Source organism: Blastopirellula retiformator (genome assembly GCF_007859755.1).
In the GTDB taxonomy this organism is placed as follows: Bacteria; Planctomycetota; Planctomycetia; order Pirellulales; family Pirellulaceae; genus Blastopirellula; species Blastopirellula retiformator.
This window is the reverse complement of record NZ_SJPF01000003.1, coordinates 67979-87213: the sequence shown is the minus strand read 5'-3', so window position 1 is coordinate 87213 and position 19235 is coordinate 67979. Positions and strand designations below refer to the sequence as shown.

The following is a 19235-nucleotide window of genomic DNA, read 5'->3' as shown; positions in this document are numbered from 1 at the left end:
AAGAACCCCGATTATGGAGATGCGATCGACGTTAAGGCCAGCAGTCGCGACAAATCTTCACGAGACGTTCACGGGAACGTTACTTTTTGGCGGTCGCCCGTTTCTTGGCGGTTCGCTTCTGCGGCTTCACATCATCCACGTGACGGCCTTTGGCGGTGCTGGGAGCGCTGACCGAAGGCTCTGGCGAACCGGTCAGCGGATCGCCCGACTTCACCTCGTCGATGCGAGACTGCGCGGCCGTCGCATATTCCGGCGACATCTCGAAACCAAGGAACCGCCGTCCCAGCTTCTTGGAGACGACCAACGTCGAACCGCTGCCCGCGAACGGATCGAGCACCGTCTCTCCTTCGCTGCTAGAGACCTTGATGATCCGGCCGAGCAGTTGTTCCGGCATCTGGCAACCATGAAACCCGGCCCGCTCTTTGAACGTGCCGGCGACCCGCGGAAAGTGCCACGTATCTTCTTCGGCCTGGAAGCTGTCGGGAATATCTTGCGGCCGCAACACCCAGGTATCATCCGGGATGCGCCCCTTCGGATTAGCGCGGCGATCGCCGTAGACCAACATCCGCGCCGATGGCACGCGGATCGGCGTATCGTTGAAGGTAAACTTCTCGGGATCGCGAACGAAGTAATACAGATGGGTATGGCTGCGAGTGAACTTCGCCTTGCAGTGCATACCGAAGGTGTAGTACCAGACGACCCAGTTGCGACAGTGAAGTCCCAGATCGCGCGTCGCCAGCACCTTCAGCTCGGCGGCAAAGTCGTCGCCGATCGCCAACCAAAAGCTGCCATCCTCTTTCAGCACGCGGACGACCTGCTCCATCCAGCCGCGGCTCCACTCCAGGTATTCATCGGCCGAGCGGCGATCGTCGTAGACGTCGTACTTAAAGCCGATGTTGAACGGCGGATCGGCGAAGACCAAATCGACCGAACCGTCCGGCAGCTTTTTCATCCCTTGGATGCAGTCTTCGTTCTTCAGCTTATCGATCGCGACCTTCGGCAAGGGATTGCCCTCCTGGCGAGAAAACAAGTGGCGTTGGCGTAGCCCCTATGATACCCGGCGCGGCGATTTGCGCCAGCCATTGTTCGCGGCAGTTTCGGGAAATGCGGGGGATCTTTTCGAGCATTATGGCTCGTAGTAGCCCGAGGCGCAATCCCGGCACACCTTCCCGGTTAGCCGCGAAAGCTCCGCTTACGGGGCGGCGCAGCCGCAGGAGGCATCAGGCCGAGGTCGTGCGCTATGCCGGAGGTGCGCCGGCTCAAACGACTAGAGCGTTTTTCTGATAGCTGTAGCGTTTCTGGCGTTGGTGAGGCAAGCTGGTCAACGCCGACCAGCGCGGCCGCAACCAGCCAGAACACTAAAGATTGAAGAAAACCGCTCTAGGCAACCACCGCCGACAATCCAGGCGCGGATTGATGCCTCCTGCCGACTTCGTCGGCCCCGATAGCGAGAGCTATCGGGGCTAACCGTCGGTTATTTTCCCCTGCGCCAGCGCCACCCAATCGATCTCTTGCGGCAACTGCGGTGCGGCATACGGTACGTGGGCCAGCATCGGCGGCTCGCAGCGTTTTTGGAGCTGCTCGAAGTTGCTGTCTCGGCTCACATCATCGGGCTGCGGGGCGAGGTCGTTCAGAATTACCCCGGCGGTTTGCAGACTGCCCCCTTTGACGACCGATGCGGTGATCAGCGTCTGCATCGTTTCGTTGATCACACCCAGCCGATTCGCGGCGACAACGATCAGCGGATAGCCGAAATCGGCAGCTAGGTCGGCGACGTATTCCGCGTCCGACATCGGCGACATCAAGCCGCCAGCCCCTTCGACCAACAGCAGGTCGCAGCGATCGGCCCAGACTTCGGCCCCGCGGCGAAGCAGCCCCGCGTCTAGCTCTTTCCCTTCGGCTCGAGCCGCCAGATGGGGCGCCAGAGGAGCGGCGAACTTTTGCGGGCAAACCTCATCCAGTGTCCCCGGACGCCCGGCCGCTTCCCACAGCTGTACCGCGTCTTCAGCGACCAAGCCCCCCGCTTCCAGCCGACAACCGCTGGCCGCCGGCTTGTAGACCCCCAGCCGAATTCCGGACGCGACGATCTGCCGCGCGATCAGGGCCGATACGTAGGTCTTACCGACTTCGGTGTTATTGCCAGTGATAAAGAGCCCCAGGGGCGGTTTGCCAGTCATGCAAATTAGCCTAACAAGCGACGCGTCCGCAGGCGACGCCCCCTGATCGAAACCACCCTCGGCCGCTTATAATCGCCGTCTATGGCCGGCAAATCTCAACCTCGATGGCAGCTTCCCAGCGGCGTAACCCGCGGCACGATGGATTACGTCGAGTCGCCGGCGATCGCGGATGACTACGACGAATACTTCGCCTTCAGCGACCTGTTTCAGTTTGACGAAGCGGTCGTCGCCGAGTCAATTCCTCCTACCGGCCTAGTCGCCGATCTTGGCTGTGGAACGGCTCGGGCGCTCGTTCCGCTCGTCCGCCGCGGCAATCGGGGCCTGGCGGTTGATCTGTCGGCCGAGATGCTGCGGGTCGTCGCCGAGAAGGCGAAGCTCGACGATCTCGATATTACGTGCGTGCAGGCCAACCTGGTCGACCTAAGTGCGATCGAAACCAATTCGGTCGATCATGCGATCTGTCTCTTCAGCACGCTGGGCATGATCCATGGCGCCGAAAACCGCGCCGCGTTCCTCACCCACGTAAAACGAATCCTCAAGCCGGGCGGCAAGTTCGTGGTGCACGTCCACAACTTTTGGTTCAACCTGTTTGAGCCAAGCGGATTCAGCTGGGTGATGCTGCACCTGTTTCGCTCGTATGTGCGGAAGTGGCATGAGCGGGGCGACAAGTACTACCACTACCGCAACATCCCGAACTTCTTCCTGCACGTCTTCAGTCGTGGCGAGCTACTGCGAGCCCTGAAAGCCCCGGGGCTGGAAATCGACCGCGTCGTGCCACTGGCGATGAATCGACAAAACCGCCTGCGAGCGAGCTGGCTCTTCGGCGGATTGCGGGCCAGCGGCTGGATCGTGGTTTGCTCGGCATAGCGCACCTAGATTGGCGCACCCAAATTGGTTAGCCGCGAAAGCTCCGCTTTCGGGGCGGCGCAGCCGCAGGAGGCATCAGGCCGAGGTAGAGAAGAAAGATCGGAGGTGCGCCGGCTCAAACGACTAGCTGCCTGTTGAAAAATGCCATCGTGGCATTTTCCAACCTCGCCAGGCTCAGAGCGTAGCTCTTCGCGGCTCGCAAAATAACGACTTACGTCGCTATTTTGGGATCGCATCCATGCGATCACGCAGTCCGTCGAGAAAATCAACGGACTGCTAGGGAACCGCCGCAGATAATCCCACCGCGGATTGATGCCTCCTGTCGACGATGTCGGCCCAGAAAGCGGAGCTTTCTGGGCTAACCATATAGAGTGGTTACTTATAGACGGCGACTGGCTTGCCGAGCACGTCTAACTTCGGCGTGACGCCCAATCCCGGCTCGGTAGACGCGGCCATTCTTCCGCTGATCCGCTGGGGCGCTCCGTCGGCGATGCTTTTGGTGACGTAGCTGTTGAAGTCGGTCGACGAGAAGAGGAACTCGGTTGGCGTACTGTGGGCCAGATGGGCGATCGCGGCGGTGACGATGTCGCCGCCCCAACTATCTTCGATTGTCATTGCGATCCCTAGCGAGACGCACAGGTCGCGGGCCTGGCGAGCCTTGGTCAATCCGCCCAGCTTGCTGATCTTCAGATTGACGACGTCGGCGGCACGATCGGTGGCGCAGGCGGCAATGCGACCAACGCTATCGATCACTTCGTCCAAGATGAAGGGAAGGGCGGTACGCTCGCGCACAACGCGGCAATCGTCGTACGAGGCGCAGGGCTGCTCGATGTAAACGTCCACGGCGCGAACGGCGTTTACCACGCGGAGCGCTTCGTGCTTCAGCCAACCGGTGTTGGCGTCGGCGACCAGCTTGTCGCCAGGCTGCAGCATCTCGGCCGCCTCGCGGATGCGTTCGATATCCTCGTTCGGATCGCCACCTACCTTCAGCTGAAAGCGGCGATAACCTTCGCCGCGATACATGGCGACGTTCTCGGCCATCTCGGCCGGCGGTCGTTGCGAGATCGCCCGGTAGAGCACCACATCGTCGCCAAAGCGACCGCCTAGGAGCGTACAGACCGGCATGCCGGCCGCTTGCCCCAGGATGTCCCAACAGGCGACGTCGATCGCCGATTTGACGTAAGGGTGCCCTTTCAGCAGGGTATCCATCTTGCGGTTCAGCTTGGCCAGTTCGGTCGGGTCATCGCCGATCAACTGCGGCGCCAGTTCGGCGACGCCAGTCCGTACGCCGGCGGCATAGGCGGGCAAATAGACCGGGCCCAAGGGGCAGACCTCGCCATGGCCGGTAATGCCTTCGTCGGTCTCGATGCGCACGACCGTGCTGTCAAAGACCGAGACGCTTTTGCCTTCGCTCCAGGCGTAGTTTCCTTCGTGCAGCGGCAAATCAACCTGATAGACGGTAATCGACGTGATCTTCATGATGCGGCTCGATCAGTTTGGGAGAAGAGGGAGGCCGATTGAAGTATAGCATTCTTCCGTCCGCCCTGGTCGAACCAGGCGGAGTCCGAACTTGTCACGACAAGCGGTACAATGATGGCAATGCGGTCTTCAGCAGTCCTCGCAGGAGTGGGAACAACATGAGCGAAGCGGACGACATCGCCCAAGTCGCCAAGTGGTTGGCGGCGTCCAAATCGACCGTCCTGTTTACCGGCGCCGGCATCAGCACCGAGAGCGGCATTCCCGACTTTCGTTCTCCCGGCGGCGTCTGGACGCGTTACCGGACGATCTACTACGACGAGTTCTGCCGCTCCGCATCGGCGCGGCGTGAGTACTGGGAGCAAAAGGCGGAAGCGCACACCGAGTTCGCCGCCGCTGCGCCCAACGCCGGACACCAGGTGTTGGCCGATTGGGAAACGCGGCAGATCGCTCGCGGCGTGATTACGCAAAACATCGACGGCTTGCACCAGATCGCCGGCAACCAGAACGTGCTGGAGTTGCACGGAACGGCGCGGGCGGCGACCTGCCTCGATTGCTCGGCCCGCTTTGATATCGAGCCGCTGGTCGCTGAGTTTCGCGCGAGCGGCCAGGTCCCACTCTGCCCCCAGTGCGAGACCGGGCGCTTAAAACATGCGACCGTATCGTTTGGCCAGATGTTGCCGACCGACGTGCTGGAAAAAGCGTACGATTGGTGCGGCGAGGCGGAGTTGATTTTGGCGATCGGCTCTTCGCTGATCGTCACTCCAGCGGCCGACTTGCCGGTCTACGTCAAGCGAAGCGGCGGCCGCATTGTGATTCTCAACCGCGACGAGACCGGTCTCGACAACATTGCCGACGTCAAACTGACCGGCGGCATCGGCGCCACGTTGTCGGCGATCAACGCGGCGTTAGCTGGCGTCATTTAAAAGTTCGCTCCCAGAATAATCACCACGATGATGACCAGGAAATAGAGGGCGTACAGCGCCATGATGACCGCTTAAAAGATGGCGGCGAGCTTGATCGAGGTCGCCAGTTTCTCAATCGATTCGCGCAACATGCGACTATCTTGCAGACGCTGGGCCTCGGCGATTTGCGTCGAATGTTGCCACAACAGCACGCCGGCCCAGATCGGCAGCCAGCCGACGACGATCCCGACGATCGACATGACGAAACCAATCCCCAACAGGATCATCGAAATCGCCAGCACCTTCGCCCAGACGCCGATGTTCAGCAGTGGTTGCAAGATGCCGAGCGATCCAAGCGCATCAACGTCGGCGGCGGAATGAGACGGCTGGTCACTAGCAGGCGAAGCGAACGGATTGTCAGACATGCGATTGGCTTTCGGCGTAAGAAATAGTTAGGCGGCGACAAGGCCGACTAACTATCGTGACTCACAAGACGCCGCTTCGCTATCCTTCGCTTCAAGCAGCGGCGCCGGGGCGATCAAACGCTCGGTGCAAGTTGCCGAAGTAATACTCGATCGCATCGGGATGCTTCACCACTTCGTCCGGGCGACCTTCGCACAAGATCTTGCCGCGATGGACAACGTAGCAGCGGTCGATGATCTCCAGCGTCTTTTCGGCCTGGTGGTCGGTGATCAAGATCGAGATCCCCCACTGCCGCAGTTCTTTGATGATCACCTGGATGCTATCGACGGTGACCGGGTCGATCCCGGTAAATGGTTCGTCGAGCATGATGATTTCGGGATCGGAGACCAGACAGCGGGCGATCTCCAGCCGGCGACGTTCGCCGCCAGAAAGCGAAGCGGCTCGCGACTTGCGAATGTGGGTGATGTCAAAGCGGTTGAGCAGCTCGTCGCACCGTTTGCGGCGGGTCTTGCCATCCATCCCCAGCAGTTCCATCACGCCCAACAGGTTCTGCTCGACCGTCAGCTTACGGAAGACGCTGGAGTCTTGGGCCAAGTAGCCCATCCCGCCATCGCGACAACGCTTGAACATCGGCCAGTCGGTGACGTTCTTGCCGTTGAGATAGACCTTCCCCTTGTTCGGTTCGATCATGCCGCAGGTCATGCGGAAACTGGTCGTCTTGCCGGCGCCGTTGGAGCCGAGCAAACCGACGATTTCGCCACGACGGACGTCAAAGGTGACTCCGTCGACCACCTTGCGTTTGCCGTAGACCTTTTCCAGGTCGTTAGCCGAGAGAATGAGCTCTTCCATGATCTCGCTGCGCATCCATGCCGCGTCGAGAAGCAATCGAGTAAGCGTTTACTCGATGAACTTCATCCGACGGAAATTGGGAAAGTAAGGAATCGGTTTGTGCGTCGAATGGGGCCAGTAGACGAACAGCGCCTTGCCGATCAACAAGTCGCTCGGCACATGCTGTTCGCCGGGCGGCCAAAGTCGCCCGTCAAAGCTCGCCGCACTATTATCTCCCAGGGGGAAATACTGTTCTTCTTCGAGCGTAAACTGCGCCAGGGCCCGCATGTCCCACAGGTCGGTCGTATTCCAGATCGCCGGATCACGCATCGTATCCAGAATCTGTTCGTCGGTCTGCGGTCGATCGCCGGTCGGCGTGTGATAGTCGAAGATCGGATCGCGACCACGGGACTCGCGCGCTTGCGCCGAGTCGGCGATGTAGTAGACGTCGCGTTTGATTCGTAGGCTCTTGGCCGACAGCTTGGCGCCGCGCGAGCCGATGCCGACCGGCAACAGGTCGCCCGGGTCTTCTTCGCTCCAAAACGGTTTGACGTTGCGCGGCGAGACGAACGTTGCCGGCGACGGCAACGTCACCAGGCTCTCATCGATCCAGAGTCGCAGTTCGTCGTCGCAGTTGGCGAAGCGGACCGAATAATTGCCTGGCCCGCGAACCGAGGTCTTGAATTCCAACGACCGGGCGTCGTTGGCGTCAAAGGTGATCTTGTCTCCCAGAATCGACAGCGTCGTCGCTCCGGTCGCCACGTCAAACGTACAGCGGAACTTGTGCTGACCTTCGACCAACTCCAAGATCACTTCGCCCGAGTCGGACTCGATGTTCAAATCGGCTTCTATCGCCAAGTCGCCAACCCAGTGCATGCCGTAATCGAGCGACTGCAAACCGGGGCGTCCCGAGTACCAGGCCGCGTTGTAGACGTTGAAGTCGGTGATCAGGCTGCTGTCTTCTTCTCGCGCTTTTTCCGCGTTAACCTTCTGGCCATGCTTGGCCATGTTCCAGTCCGACGAATCGGGGAAGATATTGCGATAGCGGAGCCAATCGATCTCGCCGCCGGTCGGCTGGCAGACGTACGGAAACTCGGCGTCGTCCTGCTTTTGCCAGGCCGCACTGCTTAGCGGGTACGGCTCAAAACGATCAGGAAAGCCTGCTTGCTGAAGGTCGGGATTCGGAAAGTCGGAATCGTAGACCATCTGCAGCATCGTCAGCTGTTTGCGGGGAGGCTTGCGGGCAATCTTGCCGACTTCATCCTCGGGATCTTCCGTGATGTAAATATCGCCGTGCCAGATGTTGACCGTTTCGCCCGGCAGGCCGATCAACCGCTTGATGTAATTGACGTTCGGCTCGAGCGGGAACTTGAAGACGATCACATCCCACCGCTTGGGCGAGAAGAACTCGTACGCAAACTTGCTGACCAGGATCCGGTCGCCCGGATACGACGGCAGGTGTTCGATATTTTGGACGGTGTGGTAGAGCGGATCGATCGTGCTGACCAGATCGTTGCCGTCGATCTTCTGCCCCGACTGTTTGTTCATTTCTTCGCTGGCGCCGACGTGGTACTCGTACCCCGTCTCTTCGTCCAGGACGTCCTTGTGCCGCCCGAATAGCGTCGGGGCCATCGAACCGGTCGGAATGATGAACGCTTCGGCCTCGAACGCGCGGAACAGCAGCGCCAACACGATCGCGATCGCCACCGACTCGATGAACTCGCGCGTGATCGCAAAGTTGTCGGCGGCCGACTTCTTCGGCGGAGCGGCCTTCGTCGCCGCCGTCGGTTTCGCTTGGGGGGCGTCGGGAATGGCGGACTTGGTTCGATTCTTACGGGCCATGCACGTTCTCAGACGATAGGGGGCGCAATTTGGGCGCCAAAAGCGAAACTATACCGGATTTGCCAATCGGAAGGAACTTTAGTCCGGCTTGCTAGCGGGGACCATCCCCCGGACGTTTTTGGCCGAAATCGGGCCAAATTCTCGCGAATCTCGCGATGCCAGCACATTATCCCCCAAAACGTAGTACGCGTGTGCAGGTACCTTGGTTTCGGGAAAATCGGCGTAATGAATGTCCCGCAGGACCAAAAATCGACCCAACCCCCCGTTTCCCCCGGTACTTAAGCGAAGGGGAGTCGCAGCCAGTTCGCACGTCGCCAGCTCGGTCTCGTCGATCGATACAGGGGCTCCGCGATTGCTGATCAGCCGGCCGTCGCATAGGGCCAGCCCCACGTCGAGCGATTTCTCCGCCGAGTCCGCGGCAAATTTTCTTCGCCACTCCCCATCGCGATGGATGATCGCCAACGCCAACGGGGCCTCGTCCCCTTGCAACTGGCAAACCAGTCCGAGATCGCGAATCGGCCGCAGCTTGCCCGGCAGGCCTTGATTGTAGGGATAGTCATCCAGCGGCGGCGACTCGCCGGAGAGCTGAATCCCCTGGCTGTGCACTTGGTGATGATACGCGATCGATCCGTCCGCCGACTTGATGAGGTGGGGCGGCGACTGCTCGATCAGCCCGGTGGTCTCAAAGACCGGAATGGCGACGCGGCGGAATTCTTCCCACGACTTTTGATACCGCCGGCCGTTGATCCACAAGTCGCCGTCGCGACCAGCGATCGTTTCGCCCGGCAGTCCAACAATCCGTTTGACGACCTGCTGCGCCGGATCGTCTGGATCAGGAAACATCACCAAGTCCAACCGCTCGATCTCGCCCGACTTGGGCTGGATCGCATCGCCAGCGATCACTTCGCCGGTCTTCACCGCCGCAATCGCGCCGCAGTAGTCGCACGTGGCGGTTGGCAGCGGTCCGCGCGTCGCATCGATCGCAAAGGCATGTCCACATTCAGGACAAACGACTTCATAGTGCGGTCCCAACAAAGCCGGCGCCATCGACGGCCCGCTGACGCGATAGGTCGCCTGCCGCGCAGCAAGGAAGTACCCGCCGGCCAAAGCCGCGATCGCCAAGAGTCCCCCCAGTGTCAAAAGCCGTTGCATACCTCCAATAGTAGCCCGAAGCGCAAGCGAGGGAAAAGCGGATGGCAGAACAATTCCGCAACATGAAGCTAACCGGCGGCCTACAATAGAAACAACCACAAGTACGTCTCGCACGCTCAACAAATGCAAGAACTCCTCCGCCATCGATTTTGGATCGCCAACGTCGTCGAAGCGCGCGACCTGCGGCGGTTACATGACCTGGGGGCCGTAGCGATTTGCGATCTGGCGATGGAAGAGCCGCCAATCCCTTTGACTCGCGAGCTGATCTACTGTCGCATTCCGATTCTGGATGGAAGTGGCAATTCGCCTGCGACGTTGAAGTTGGCCGTCGCCACGGTTGTGCGACTGTTAGACGAACAAACGCCGACTCTGCTGTTCTGCAGCGCTGGGATGAGTCGTTCCCCGTCGGTGGCGGCGATCGCCTTGGCACAGGTCGAATCGCGTTCTCCGGATGAGGTCTTGGCCGAGCTGGCCGAGCGAATGCCGCTGCAGGTTTCTCCGCATTTGTGGCGTGATCTCTTGGCGGTGCATGCCGCTGGGTGATTGAGACCGCTTTTCCCTCGCTCGCGCTGCGGGCTACTATTCGAAACGCAAAACGCCCTGGCCAATCGACCAGGGCGTTTTTCAGTTTTACAACTGTGGGCCGTGAATCGAGCTGCGATTAAAACAGCTTGGCGTCGCGCATCTTGGCGGCCTGGCCGGCTTGGCCGAAGGCGGTCATGCGGGCGATGCAGACTTGCTTCATCGCTTCGCGGGCCGGCTTCATGTAAGCGCGGGGATCAAATTCCGCCGGCTTCTCTTGCAGGACCTTGCGGATGGCGCCGGTGATCGCCATGCGGTTGTCGGTGTCGACGTTGATCTTGCGAACGCCGCTCTTGATGCCGCGTTGAATTTCTTCGACCGGCACGCCGAACGTTTGCTTCATTTCGCCGCCGTACTGGTTGATGATGTCTTGCAGCTCTTGCGGAACCGACGAGCTGCCGTGCATCACCAGGTGGGTGTTCGGCAACTTCTTGTGGATCGCTTCGATGCGGTCCATCGCCAAGACTTCGCCGGTCGGCTTCTTGGTGAACTTGTAAGCGCCATGGCTGGTGCCGATCGCGACGGCCAACGCATCCACATTGGTCAGCTTCACAAATTCGGCCGCTTCGTCCGGATCGGTCAACAGCTGATCGTGCGACAGTTCGCCGACGGCGCCGTGACCATCTTCCGCTTCGCCGGTGCCGCTTTCCAGCGAACCCAAGCAACCGAGTTCGCCTTCGACGCCAACGCCCTTGGAGTGAGCCAGTTCGACCACCTTCTTGGTGACCGCGACGTTGTAGTCAAAGTCGGCCGGAGTCTTACCATCTTCCTTCAGCGAACCGTCCATCATCACCGACGTGAAGCCGTTTTCGACGGCGCTCATGCAGGTTTCCGGGCTGTTGCCGTGGTCCTGGTGCATGACGATCGGAATCTGCGGGTAGAGTTCCGCAGCGGCCAGCATCAGGTGACGCAGGTAGTTGTCTTGCGAGTAAGCGCGAGCGCCACGCGAAGCTTGGACGATGACCGGAGAATCGGTCTCGGCGGCAGCTTCCATGATCGATTGGATCTGCTCCATGTTGTTGACGTTGAACGCGGCGACGCCGTAATCGTTTTCGGCGGCGTGATCGAGCAGGGTGCGGAGCGTAACCAGAGGCATAGACTTCTCTCCTCAGCAGAACTATTCGGACGCGCTAGAAGCGAAATCGCCGCCGGGTTGCGCCCTGTGGTAAGTAATTTCCGTGATTGAATCGCTCGATTATCAAACTGCAAGAGCGTTCCGGTCAATCCCCCGGAAACTAATCAAACGTCACGGAGCCATAGGTTTCCGTAGATTCTGCTTTAATGGGCGAAATCCCCCCGGGTTCGGGAGTTTTTTCTACATCGCCGGCAAACAGACCGTCGGTTTGGCTCGCCGCCAGGCGGATCAGCAGCACCTGACGCCGCCCGTCATCACGGGTAAAGAACGATTTGCCGACCCCGCGCAGCTCGTCGGTGGCGCCCAAAATGAGCGTTTCGCCCGGCGCCATGATCGCCTTCATGGTCAGGTCGGTGAGCGGTTCGGAGCGCGGTTTGGCGGCCAGCTGAAAGACCCCGTCACCGCTGGATGAGAACTTACGCTGCGGCTGACCATGCTGGATCTCTGGTACCAGTTCAATCAAGACGCGGCCATCTCCCTGGGGATACGTGAGAATCGCAAAGCGGCACTGCGCCTGGTAGTAGGTCTCGCCGGTCACGGCGTCCCCCTGTTTGACGAAGCAGGTCAGCTCGGGCATTACGTCCGAGGCGACCAGTTCTCCCCGCTTCCCTTTGCGGAAGCGGCGCTGCTCGGCGATCGGCACGTCGCCATCTTTGATCAAGACCGACGACTGTCCGTTAAGCCCCGCTTTGCCGGAGTTGGCCGAAATCAAATTACGAACCTGCTCGGGCAGGTGATAGTTGATCAGTCCGACGCGGATCCCGTTCTCATACAGACGACTGCGCATCGCGGCCGGCATGAACTGCTCGTCCACTTCCAGCCACATCTGCTGGATTGCATCTTCGTGCACGGTCGGAATGCGAACCTTGGTCGTTTCCAGGATGACCGTATCGTCGGCGATGTCGCTGGAGGGAAGAGAAGAGGGTTCCGAAGTCGGTTCGGTCTGCCACAGTGCGCAGCCGCACGCGGAATATGCAAGCAAGGTGAGAAGCGACAGGTAACGGGCCGAAAGGGACATCCTCGGTTCGATCCAACAGACAAGGTTGCTAGCAGCAAAGGGGGAAAGAGTTCGCGCCGCGATATGTATTTCATGCGGCCGCGAATTCTCGGCAGGAGATTACGCCGCAAAGCCGACCGGGGTCAACATCAACCGGCCCGAAAAGATCAATGGAGGGGGATACGAGAGATAGGGGCGATGCTGCTAGTACTGAAAGTCGCTTTGCTGAAATTCGTGCCCGGTCGAGTTCTGCCAACGTTCGGTGCGATTGGCGGCGCCATAATAGTTGTCAGCGATTCCCCCGAGCAGCCAGTCGCATGCAGCGCAGCCCGACAACATGGGCAGCAACATCAGCATCAAGATGGTGAACGTGATCTTCTTCATATCGGGATCATCGACACATCGGTGGGGGAAATCAATCCGAATATGCCGGTCCGCAGCGGGTGCTAGCGAAGATTTCTCTGTTTTCCCACCAACCCATCCCGGGTAAATTGCCGTATCAAACATGGAAACAAGAGAGTGCGACGAACAAGGAGGATTGCGATGCACTACGCAAAACTGACGCTAGCGGCTCTTTGTGCGGTCGCGCTGTCGGCCGCCACGACGGCCCACGCCCAATCGCTCGAAAATCAAACGGTCGCTCAGGCGACCAGCGTCCTGAGCGACATCATGCAGATCCCCGCCAAAGGGATTCCGCACAAGATGCTGGAAGACGCCCAAGGCCTGGTGATCATTCCGAACATGATCAAAGGGGGCTTCGTCGTCGGCGTACGGCATGGCAATGGCGTGGTAATGGTCCGCGACGCCAACACCGGCGGCTGGACCGCTCCGCAGTTCGTCAGCATGACCGGCGGCAGCGTCGGCTGGCAGGTCGGGGTCCAATCGACCGACGTCATCCTCGTCTTCCGCACTCAGAACAGCGTCCAAAACCTGCTTAAGGGGCAGTTCACGCTGGGCGTCGACGCCGCGGCGGCCGCTGGCCCGGTCGGTCGACAAGCTTCGGCCGGAACCGATCTGCAGCTGAAATCCGAGATCTACTCGTACAACCGCAGCCGCGGCCTGTTTATCGGCGCTTCGCTGGACGGCAGCGCCCTGAAGATGAACCCGGCCGCCACGCAGGCTTACTACGCCAATGGCGTTCCGCCGGCCGCCAACGAACTGGTCGCCACGGTCCTGAAGTACTCGGCCCCGGTTCCGGCGGGACAGGTCGTCGTGCAAGGACAGCCGCAGATGAAACTGACTTCGCCCACGCCGGCGATTGAAAACGTCGCCGAAGCTTCGGAACACCTGAACCAATTGCAGGCCGAGACCGCGTCGGCGTCGCAGCGTTTGGCGGCGGTTTTGGACGAAAACTGGCGCCAGTATCTCGCATTGCCGGCCGAGGTCTACACCCCCGGACGCCAACCTTCGCCCCAGGCGATGGCCACGTCGCTGGAGAACTTCCGCCGCATCATGGCCAACCCCGACTACGCTCAATTGACGCAGCGCCCCGATTTCCGCTCGTTGGTGGCGTTGCTCGAGCAGTATTCGGCGGCGCTGGCCCAACCGGTTGGCAACAGCGGGCTGCAACTTCCGCCTCCGCCGAAGTAATCGGCATATTCCGATGGGGCAATGCGGAGATCCACACCCCTCCGGGTGCGTATATAAGAAACTTGCGGTTAGAATTGTAGAGATCCCTTATCTCTTCATGCCGCCGTAAGTTCAAAGCCAAGCTGTGGATTCTCCAACTTCTGAACAAGTCATCGCCCAGTTCCAGGAGCGACTTCATCAGGCCGAGTCTCGCTGCGCCGAGCAAGATCGCGAGATTCAAGAGCTGCGTCAGCAGGTCACGTTGCTGCGCGGTGTGGCCGACAGTCTCCCCTGCTTCCTGTTCCAAACCAAAAACAAGGTGGACGGCAGCGAATTGGAGATGACTTACATCGGCCAAGGGATCCAACGGTTTGGCTATTCGCCGGAACAGGTTTATGGCCGGCCCGAGTTGATGGTCGAGATGATCCACCCGGACGATCGCGAGCGATATCACGCGATGGCCGACGCCTGCTTGAAGGACCCGAGTCTGCCGTTTGCGATTGACATGCGACTCGTCTCGCCGGATCAGCAGGTGAGTTGGGCCCGCATTCGCTCGAATGCACGTCAGCTTTCCGACGACTATCTGTCGTACAGCGGCATCTGCATCGACATCACCGAAGAAAAAGAGATCGAAGCGCGGCTGGCCGAGTCGCAACAGCAGGTCAAGCTGGCCCTGACGACGCCGGACATGGGGATCTACTTCTGGAATCTGGAAACCGACGACTTGGTGATCACCGGCAAGAACTTTCCGGCGTTCGGCCGTCAGGTCGACTCCGAAGTGATCAAGATGAGCGACTTCGTGAATGCGCTCCATCCCGAAGATCTGCCGCGCATCATGGAAGTCATCGAGGATCTGATCGCCAACCGGACTTCTTACGAGGTCAACTATCGCGTCGTCTGGCCGGACGGCTCGGTCCATCACCTCTCCGACCGCGGCATCGTGCAGCGCGATGCGAACGGTAAGGCGAAACTGTTCTGCGGCGTCTGTTGGGATGTGACTCACCTGGAAAGGGCCCGCGGCGAATTGGAATCAAAGGTCGTAAAGGCCAGCGCCGAGATCGACGCGATGGCTGCCCGATGGCAAGCGATGAGCGATTGCTCGCCTGACTTCATGATGACGCTTGACCGTCAGGGCGTCTTTACCTACATCAACCGCACAGCGCCAGGGGTCACGCGTGAGCAAGTGATTGGCGTCCCGATGGTCGATTTGGCCACCCCAGGCGACGCCTTGGCGATTAAATCGCACCTGCAGGCGACGCTCGACAATGGCGAAATGCGGCAATGGGAAACGACGTTTTCGTACGATGGGGGCGTGTTAGATCTGCTTGTTCGCTGCGGGCCGCTGATCATCGACGACGAAATCCAAGGCGCCGTGATCACGTCGACCGACGTCTCGGAGCTGCGACGCACGCAACGCCGATTGGCCCACGACGAACAACTGCTCCGCGAACTGTGGCAGTTGCAGGAGAAAGAGCGCCAGCTGACCGCGCTCGAGATTCATGACGGGTTCGTTCAGTACGTCGTCGGCGCCCAGTTCGCGCTCGACGCCGTTCGCTATCGACTGCAGGACGAAAATCATCCGGCGGTCGAAGATCAAACGAAAGGGCTCGAGATGCTCCGTTCGGCGATCACCGAAGCCCGCCGCACGATCAGCCGGTTGCGTCCGCTGGTGATTGATGACGACGGCCTGGCCGAAGCGCTGCGTTACCTGGCGGCCGAGGAAGCGGATCGCTATGGCTTTGACGTGGCGATTGCGTCAGAAGGAGAATTCGACGACCTCGATCCGCTGCTAACCGGCGCCATGTTCCGGATCGTCCAGGAAGGGATCTCCAACGTTCGTCGTCATAGCGGCGTCAAGCACACCGACATCATGGTCCGCCGCGCAGGAGATCAGATCGAAATCGAAATCTCCGACGACGGGAAAGGCTTCGATCTATCGAAGGTGTCGCACGAACGGTTCGGCGTCCGCGGCATCATCGAGCGGGCGCGACTATTCGGCGGGTCGGCGAACATCGACAGCGTGATCGGCGCCGGGACGCAGATCTTCGTGAAACTGCCGACGCTGGCGCGGCAGACCGAACTGCACGCGCTGCAACAATCGATGTCGCACGAGTAGACTACTTCTGCGGCGGCGCGGCCATCGGCGGTCGAATCGGTCCCGGTCCACCGCCAAACGGCATCTTGGGATGCTGCTCCAGCTTCACCGGCTGTTGGCTCGCGGCCCGCGATTCTAGCTCGGTACGCAGGCCAGGTCCGGTCGGAACCGGTTGCGGCCCGAATCCGTAGTCGTAGCCATATCCATAGTCGCCCGGGTATCCGATGCCGGCTGGATAGCTGTAAGGGACGCCATAGCCAATCGGCCCATAGCCAATTGGGTTGAAGCCAACGTAGCCGCCGTAAGGCATGCCATAGCCGCCCCAAAACTCGGGGCCATGCCCGAAGTCGCCGCCCCAGAAATCCATCGCCGGCATCGGCGCGTTGTAAGGAGCGAGCACTTCCGGCGTCTTCCCGCGGCGCTGCTTATCGGACTGGCCATCCATCATGAACGAGTAGAAATTGTCGTCGCTTTTGGTGGCGTCGCCGTCTTGGGCAAGAACATTCTCAGATCCGAGCAGCGTCATCGCTACGCAAAAAATCGCAATGCGGTTTTGAGTCGCGAACATGATTATCGTTCCGGTTGGAGAAAAACTACTTCCGTCGAGGGAGATTTCCCCTCTATCGAAAGCTTAGCTTGCGGTTTGCGCACCGGTCGGAAGAAATCGATTTTTCCGGCAGCTCCCGCATTTCGCTATCCAGTCCGCTTCTCTCGGCAATCATCAGTTACATCTTTGCGCGATTTATCCTTCAGGACCCGGGAGAAACGACCCGTGATGTTGCGTTCCTCTTGCCTTACCTTGCTAATGTCTGTGGTACTCGCTCCCTCGCTGTGCCGCGCCGCCGACGACCTGGAAAATGAAGTGGTATCCCGCTACCGCCAAAGCGCCGGCGACGCCCGAGTTTGTGCTAATCACCGACGAAGCGGCCGATGACGAAGAAGCGATCGCCTGGGGCGAACACGCCAAGCAGTTGTGCGACCAGTGGTTCCCGGTCATCTGCCAATTGCTGGATACCGACGAGTGGACGCCCCCAAGCGCGTTGAGCTGGTACTGAAGCAAGTGCAGCGTCACCATCGGCCAGAACATCTACATCAGCGTTGCCTGGATCAAAAAGCATCCGGAAGATTTTGGGATGGTGATCCACGAACTGACGCACGTCGTCCAGTCGTATCCTCGCGCTCGTAACAAGCCAGGCTAGTTGGTCGAAGGCATCGCCGACTACATCCGCTACTGGAAGTACGAAGCGGAACGCCCCCGCTATCCGCTCAATCGCGGTCGCACCAAGTACACTGACGGCTACAACAACACCGCCGCGTTCCTCGCCTTCTTGACCTGAAAGTACGATCGCCGCATCGTGCCAAAACTGGATGGCGTTCTGCGCACAGTCGCCAGTACAACGAAAAGATGTTCGAAGAGCTGACCGGCAAAAACCTGGACGATTTGTGGGCCGACTTTATGGCCAACAACCCGATGGCGTAGAGCGTTTTTCTGATAGCTGTAGCGTTTCTGGCGTTAGTGAGGCAAGCTGGTCAAGGCGACCGAAGCAGGCGAATCCTCAAGATTCGTCGATGCAGGTCAACGCCGACCAGCGCGGCCGCAACCAGCCAGAACGATACAGATGGAGAAAAACCGCTCTAATGCGGTTGGCCGTGCCTGCCGAAGGCCAAAACGCTAGACATCAAGAGCGTTGGCAAGGGTAGCTTGGGCGCCTCGTAGCGTAACCCAACTTTGCGCTTGCAAGTCAACAAGACGGCAGGCCGTTTGCATTCGGCAGGCGCGGCCTGCCCTACGAGAACTACTGACGACGAATCTGCGTCGTCAGTGAGTAGACGTGTCCTCCCAGCTCGTACCGGGCTTCGGCGTACATCGCCACGAAACCTTCTTCAGGCAACTCGACGCTGGCCAGGTAGTTGCCGTCGGCAGGCTCAATCGGCGTCGACGTCCACTTCGACGGGCGAAAGTCGCCGTCGCTCGACTTGGCCGACCAGAGCCGGACTTCCTTCGGCGCAACGTCGCTTTGGACATTCAGCGTCATCTTCTTGTCCGCTTCGCCATATTCCCATTTCAAGTTCGGCAGCGGCTTTTCGTCAGCCACATGTTTGACGAACGCGACCAGCGTGGTGAGCGCCGTTTCGACGCCTCCTTCCAAACCATGCCCGGCGTTGGGGACGTACAAGATATGCTTGGGTCCTGACAGCCCGTCCCAGTAGATGTTTAGCGCGTCGACCACCCAATACGGATCATTGGTGCCGTTGATGATCAGTTTGGGCAGGGTCAGCTGTGAGCGATAGGTATACGGATCGACCCACCGCCACAGCGGGACCTCGGGATGTTCTTGCATCACCCGGACCAGTCCTTTGCTAGTGTAGTCTTCAATCTGCGGGCTGTACTTCCCCCAGACGTCAATCTGATGCTTCATCTGCGGCTGGAAGTTAAGCGTGTCGATCACGATCGGAGCGATCCCGGCGACGCGCGGATCGGCCACCGCGGTCAGCCAGGTGGTCCAGCCCCGTTTCGAGGCGCCCGAGACGACGAACTCTTCGATCTTGCCATCCCATTGGTCTTTGGCGACTGCCTGCATCACATCCATCGCGCGGACGGCGCTTTTGGCCATCGGAAAGAGCAGCGGCCAAGTTGCGTCCTTCGAATCGAGATAGCGGAGAAACGACTCGGTGATCAAATCGTCTTCCACCCGATCGCCCAGGAGCGGCTGGTTGGGCACCTGCAGCAAATAGCCGACGCAAACGCCGCCTGCGTTGGCCATTCGCGCCCCGGCGATCATGTCGCGGTCGCGCAACTTGCCGCCAACGCGGCCGCCGGTGATGAACAGCAACGAGTGGTTGGGATGCACGATCTTCTGCGGTTCGAAGATCGCCAGCGTGTGCGTCCAAGCGATTCCTTGCCAGGTTTGCGACGTGAACTGCACCTCGTGCAACTTGCCCATCGCCAACGGCAATTCGGTCGTTTCGACCAGTTTCCAAGTGAAGCTATCGTCCGGCCTAGCGACATACTCTTGCAGCGCCGTTGGCGCCGGTTCGGCGATTGACTCGGCCCAGAGAGACCGGGGCGATACGAAGGTGATGGTCAGTGCGACGAACCAACAGGCGACCCAGGGGCGAATCATATGCGGACTTTCCAACTTGGAGGGTAAGACTTGGCGCTCTTGGAACATTCAGCGGCGACCTG

At 59.9% G+C, this 19235-nt stretch carries 20 protein-coding genes; 8 read left to right on the top strand and 12 right to left on the bottom strand.

Annotated features, from left to right (window positions below; genetic code table 11):
• Positions 1–79: 79 nt before the first annotated feature.
• Together Enr8_RS12100 and bioD are read right to left on the bottom strand one after the other, a co-directional pair.
• Positions 80–1003, bottom strand: a complete 924-nt coding sequence (locus tag Enr8_RS12100; protein ID WP_146431847.1) for a DNA-methyltransferase — start codon at positions 1001–1003, stop codon at positions 80–82.
• A gap of 460 nt (positions 1004–1463) precedes the next feature.
• Positions 1464–2177 (bottom strand): dethiobiotin synthase, encoded by a 714-nt coding sequence (bioD, locus tag Enr8_RS12095; protein WP_146431845.1) that lies wholly within the window; start codon positions 2175–2177, stop codon positions 1464–1466.
• Between the two features lie 81 nt (positions 2178–2258).
• On the opposite strand from bioD, the gene Enr8_RS12090 reads away from it, so the two are divergent.
• A complete protein-coding gene (locus tag Enr8_RS12090; protein ID WP_146431843.1) occupies positions 2259–3044 on the top strand; it encodes a class I SAM-dependent methyltransferase in 786 nt (261 codons plus the stop codon).
• A 375-nt stretch (positions 3045–3419) separates the two neighbouring features.
• Here the strand turns inward: Enr8_RS12090 and Enr8_RS12085 are convergent, their stop codons facing one another.
• Entirely contained in the window at positions 3420–4523 is a 1104-nt protein-coding gene (locus tag Enr8_RS12085; protein ID WP_146431841.1) for a cis-3-hydroxy-L-proline dehydratase, read from the bottom strand.
• A gap of 38 nt (positions 4524–4561) precedes the next feature.
• Here Enr8_RS12085 and Enr8_RS12080 point away from each other — a divergent pair, with 38 nt between their 5' ends.
• Positions 4562–5446, top strand: coding sequence for an SIR2 family NAD-dependent protein deacylase (locus Enr8_RS12080; protein ID WP_222434861.1), 885 nt, complete (start codon positions 4562–4564; stop codon positions 5444–5446).
• 71 nt (positions 5447–5517) lie between these two features.
• On the opposite strand, the gene Enr8_RS12075 is transcribed toward Enr8_RS12080, so the two are convergent.
• From Enr8_RS12075 to Enr8_RS12060, 4 genes are all read right to left on the bottom strand, one after another.
• Positions 5518–5850 (bottom strand): DUF5362 domain-containing protein, encoded by a 333-nt coding sequence (locus Enr8_RS12075; RefSeq protein ID WP_146431839.1) that lies wholly within the window; start codon positions 5848–5850, stop codon positions 5518–5520.
• 91 nt (positions 5851–5941) lie between these two features.
• Positions 5942–6712, bottom strand: a complete 771-nt coding sequence (gene lptB, locus Enr8_RS12070) for an LPS export ABC transporter ATP-binding protein (RefSeq protein WP_146431837.1) — start codon at positions 6710–6712, stop codon at positions 5942–5944.
• Between the two features lie 33 nt (positions 6713–6745).
• Positions 6746–8518, bottom strand: a complete 1773-nt coding sequence (gene lepB, locus Enr8_RS26495; RefSeq protein ID WP_222434860.1) for a signal peptidase I — start codon at positions 8516–8518, stop codon at positions 6746–6748.
• 78 nt (positions 8519–8596) lie between these two features.
• Positions 8597–9670, bottom strand: a complete 1074-nt coding sequence (locus Enr8_RS12060; protein ID WP_186767610.1) for a S26 family signal peptidase — start codon at positions 9668–9670, stop codon at positions 8597–8599.
• A 123-nt stretch (positions 9671–9793) separates the two neighbouring features.
• On the opposite strand from Enr8_RS12060, the gene Enr8_RS12055 reads away from it, so the two are divergent.
• Positions 9794–10213 carry a protein-tyrosine phosphatase family protein gene (locus Enr8_RS12055; protein WP_146431832.1) on the top strand — a complete coding sequence of 140 codons (420 nt, stop codon included), beginning with the start codon at positions 9794–9796 and terminating at the stop codon, positions 10211–10213.
• A gap of 118 nt (positions 10214–10331) precedes the next feature.
• Here the strand turns inward: Enr8_RS12055 and fba are convergent, their stop codons facing one another.
• The 3 genes from fba to Enr8_RS12040 form a co-directional block, all read right to left on the bottom strand.
• On the bottom strand, positions 10332–11348 hold the full coding sequence (fba, locus tag Enr8_RS12050; RefSeq protein ID WP_146431830.1) for a class II fructose-bisphosphate aldolase: 1017 nt from the start codon (positions 11346–11348) through the stop codon (positions 10332–10334).
• A gap of 139 nt (positions 11349–11487) precedes the next feature.
• Positions 11488–12405, bottom strand: coding sequence for a hypothetical protein (locus Enr8_RS12045; RefSeq protein WP_146431828.1), 918 nt, complete (start codon positions 12403–12405; stop codon positions 11488–11490).
• A 183-nt stretch (positions 12406–12588) separates the two neighbouring features.
• Positions 12589–12768, bottom strand: coding sequence for a hypothetical protein (locus Enr8_RS12040; RefSeq protein ID WP_146431827.1), 180 nt, complete (start codon positions 12766–12768; stop codon positions 12589–12591).
• A gap of 159 nt (positions 12769–12927) precedes the next feature.
• Here Enr8_RS12040 and Enr8_RS12035 point away from each other — a divergent pair, with 159 nt between their 5' ends.
• Positions 12928–13974 carry a lipid-binding SYLF domain-containing protein gene (locus Enr8_RS12035; protein WP_146431825.1) on the top strand — a complete coding sequence of 349 codons (1047 nt, stop codon included), beginning with the start codon at positions 12928–12930 and terminating at the stop codon, positions 13972–13974.
• A gap of 124 nt (positions 13975–14098) precedes the next feature.
• Complete coding sequence (locus tag Enr8_RS12030) at positions 14099–16069, top strand: PAS domain-containing sensor histidine kinase (protein WP_146431824.1); 1971 nt, start codon at positions 14099–14101, stop codon at positions 16067–16069.
• 1 nt (position 16070) lies between these two features.
• Here Enr8_RS12030 and Enr8_RS12025 read toward each other — a convergent pair whose 3' ends face one another.
• Positions 16071–16616: a hypothetical protein gene (locus Enr8_RS12025; RefSeq protein WP_146431822.1), complete on the bottom strand. Its 546-nt coding sequence runs from the start codon at positions 16614–16616 to the stop codon at positions 16071–16073.
• 289 nt (positions 16617–16905) lie between these two features.
• Here Enr8_RS12025 and Enr8_RS12020 point away from each other — a divergent pair, with 289 nt between their 5' ends.
• From Enr8_RS12020 to Enr8_RS12010, 3 genes are read left to right on the top strand one after another with little or no spacing between them, the layout of a single operon-like run.
• Positions 16906–17103, top strand: a complete 198-nt coding sequence (locus tag Enr8_RS12020; protein ID WP_146431821.1) for a hypothetical protein — start codon at positions 16906–16908, stop codon at positions 17101–17103.
• 18 nt (positions 17104–17121) lie between these two features.
• A complete protein-coding gene (locus Enr8_RS26620; RefSeq protein ID WP_146433303.1) occupies positions 17122–17247 on the top strand; it encodes a hypothetical protein in 126 nt (41 codons plus the stop codon).
• Entirely contained in the window at positions 17248–17385 is a 138-nt protein-coding gene (locus Enr8_RS12010; RefSeq protein ID WP_146431819.1) for a basic secretory protein-like protein, read from the top strand. It abuts the gene before it with no gap.
• Between the two features lie 459 nt (positions 17386–17844).
• Here the strand turns inward: Enr8_RS12010 and Enr8_RS12005 are convergent, their stop codons facing one another.
• Positions 17845–19173 carry a PhoPQ-activated pathogenicity-related family protein gene (locus Enr8_RS12005; protein ID WP_146431817.1) on the bottom strand — a complete coding sequence of 443 codons (1329 nt, stop codon included), beginning with the start codon at positions 19171–19173 and terminating at the stop codon, positions 17845–17847.
• Between the last annotated feature and the right edge of the window lie 62 nt (positions 19174–19235).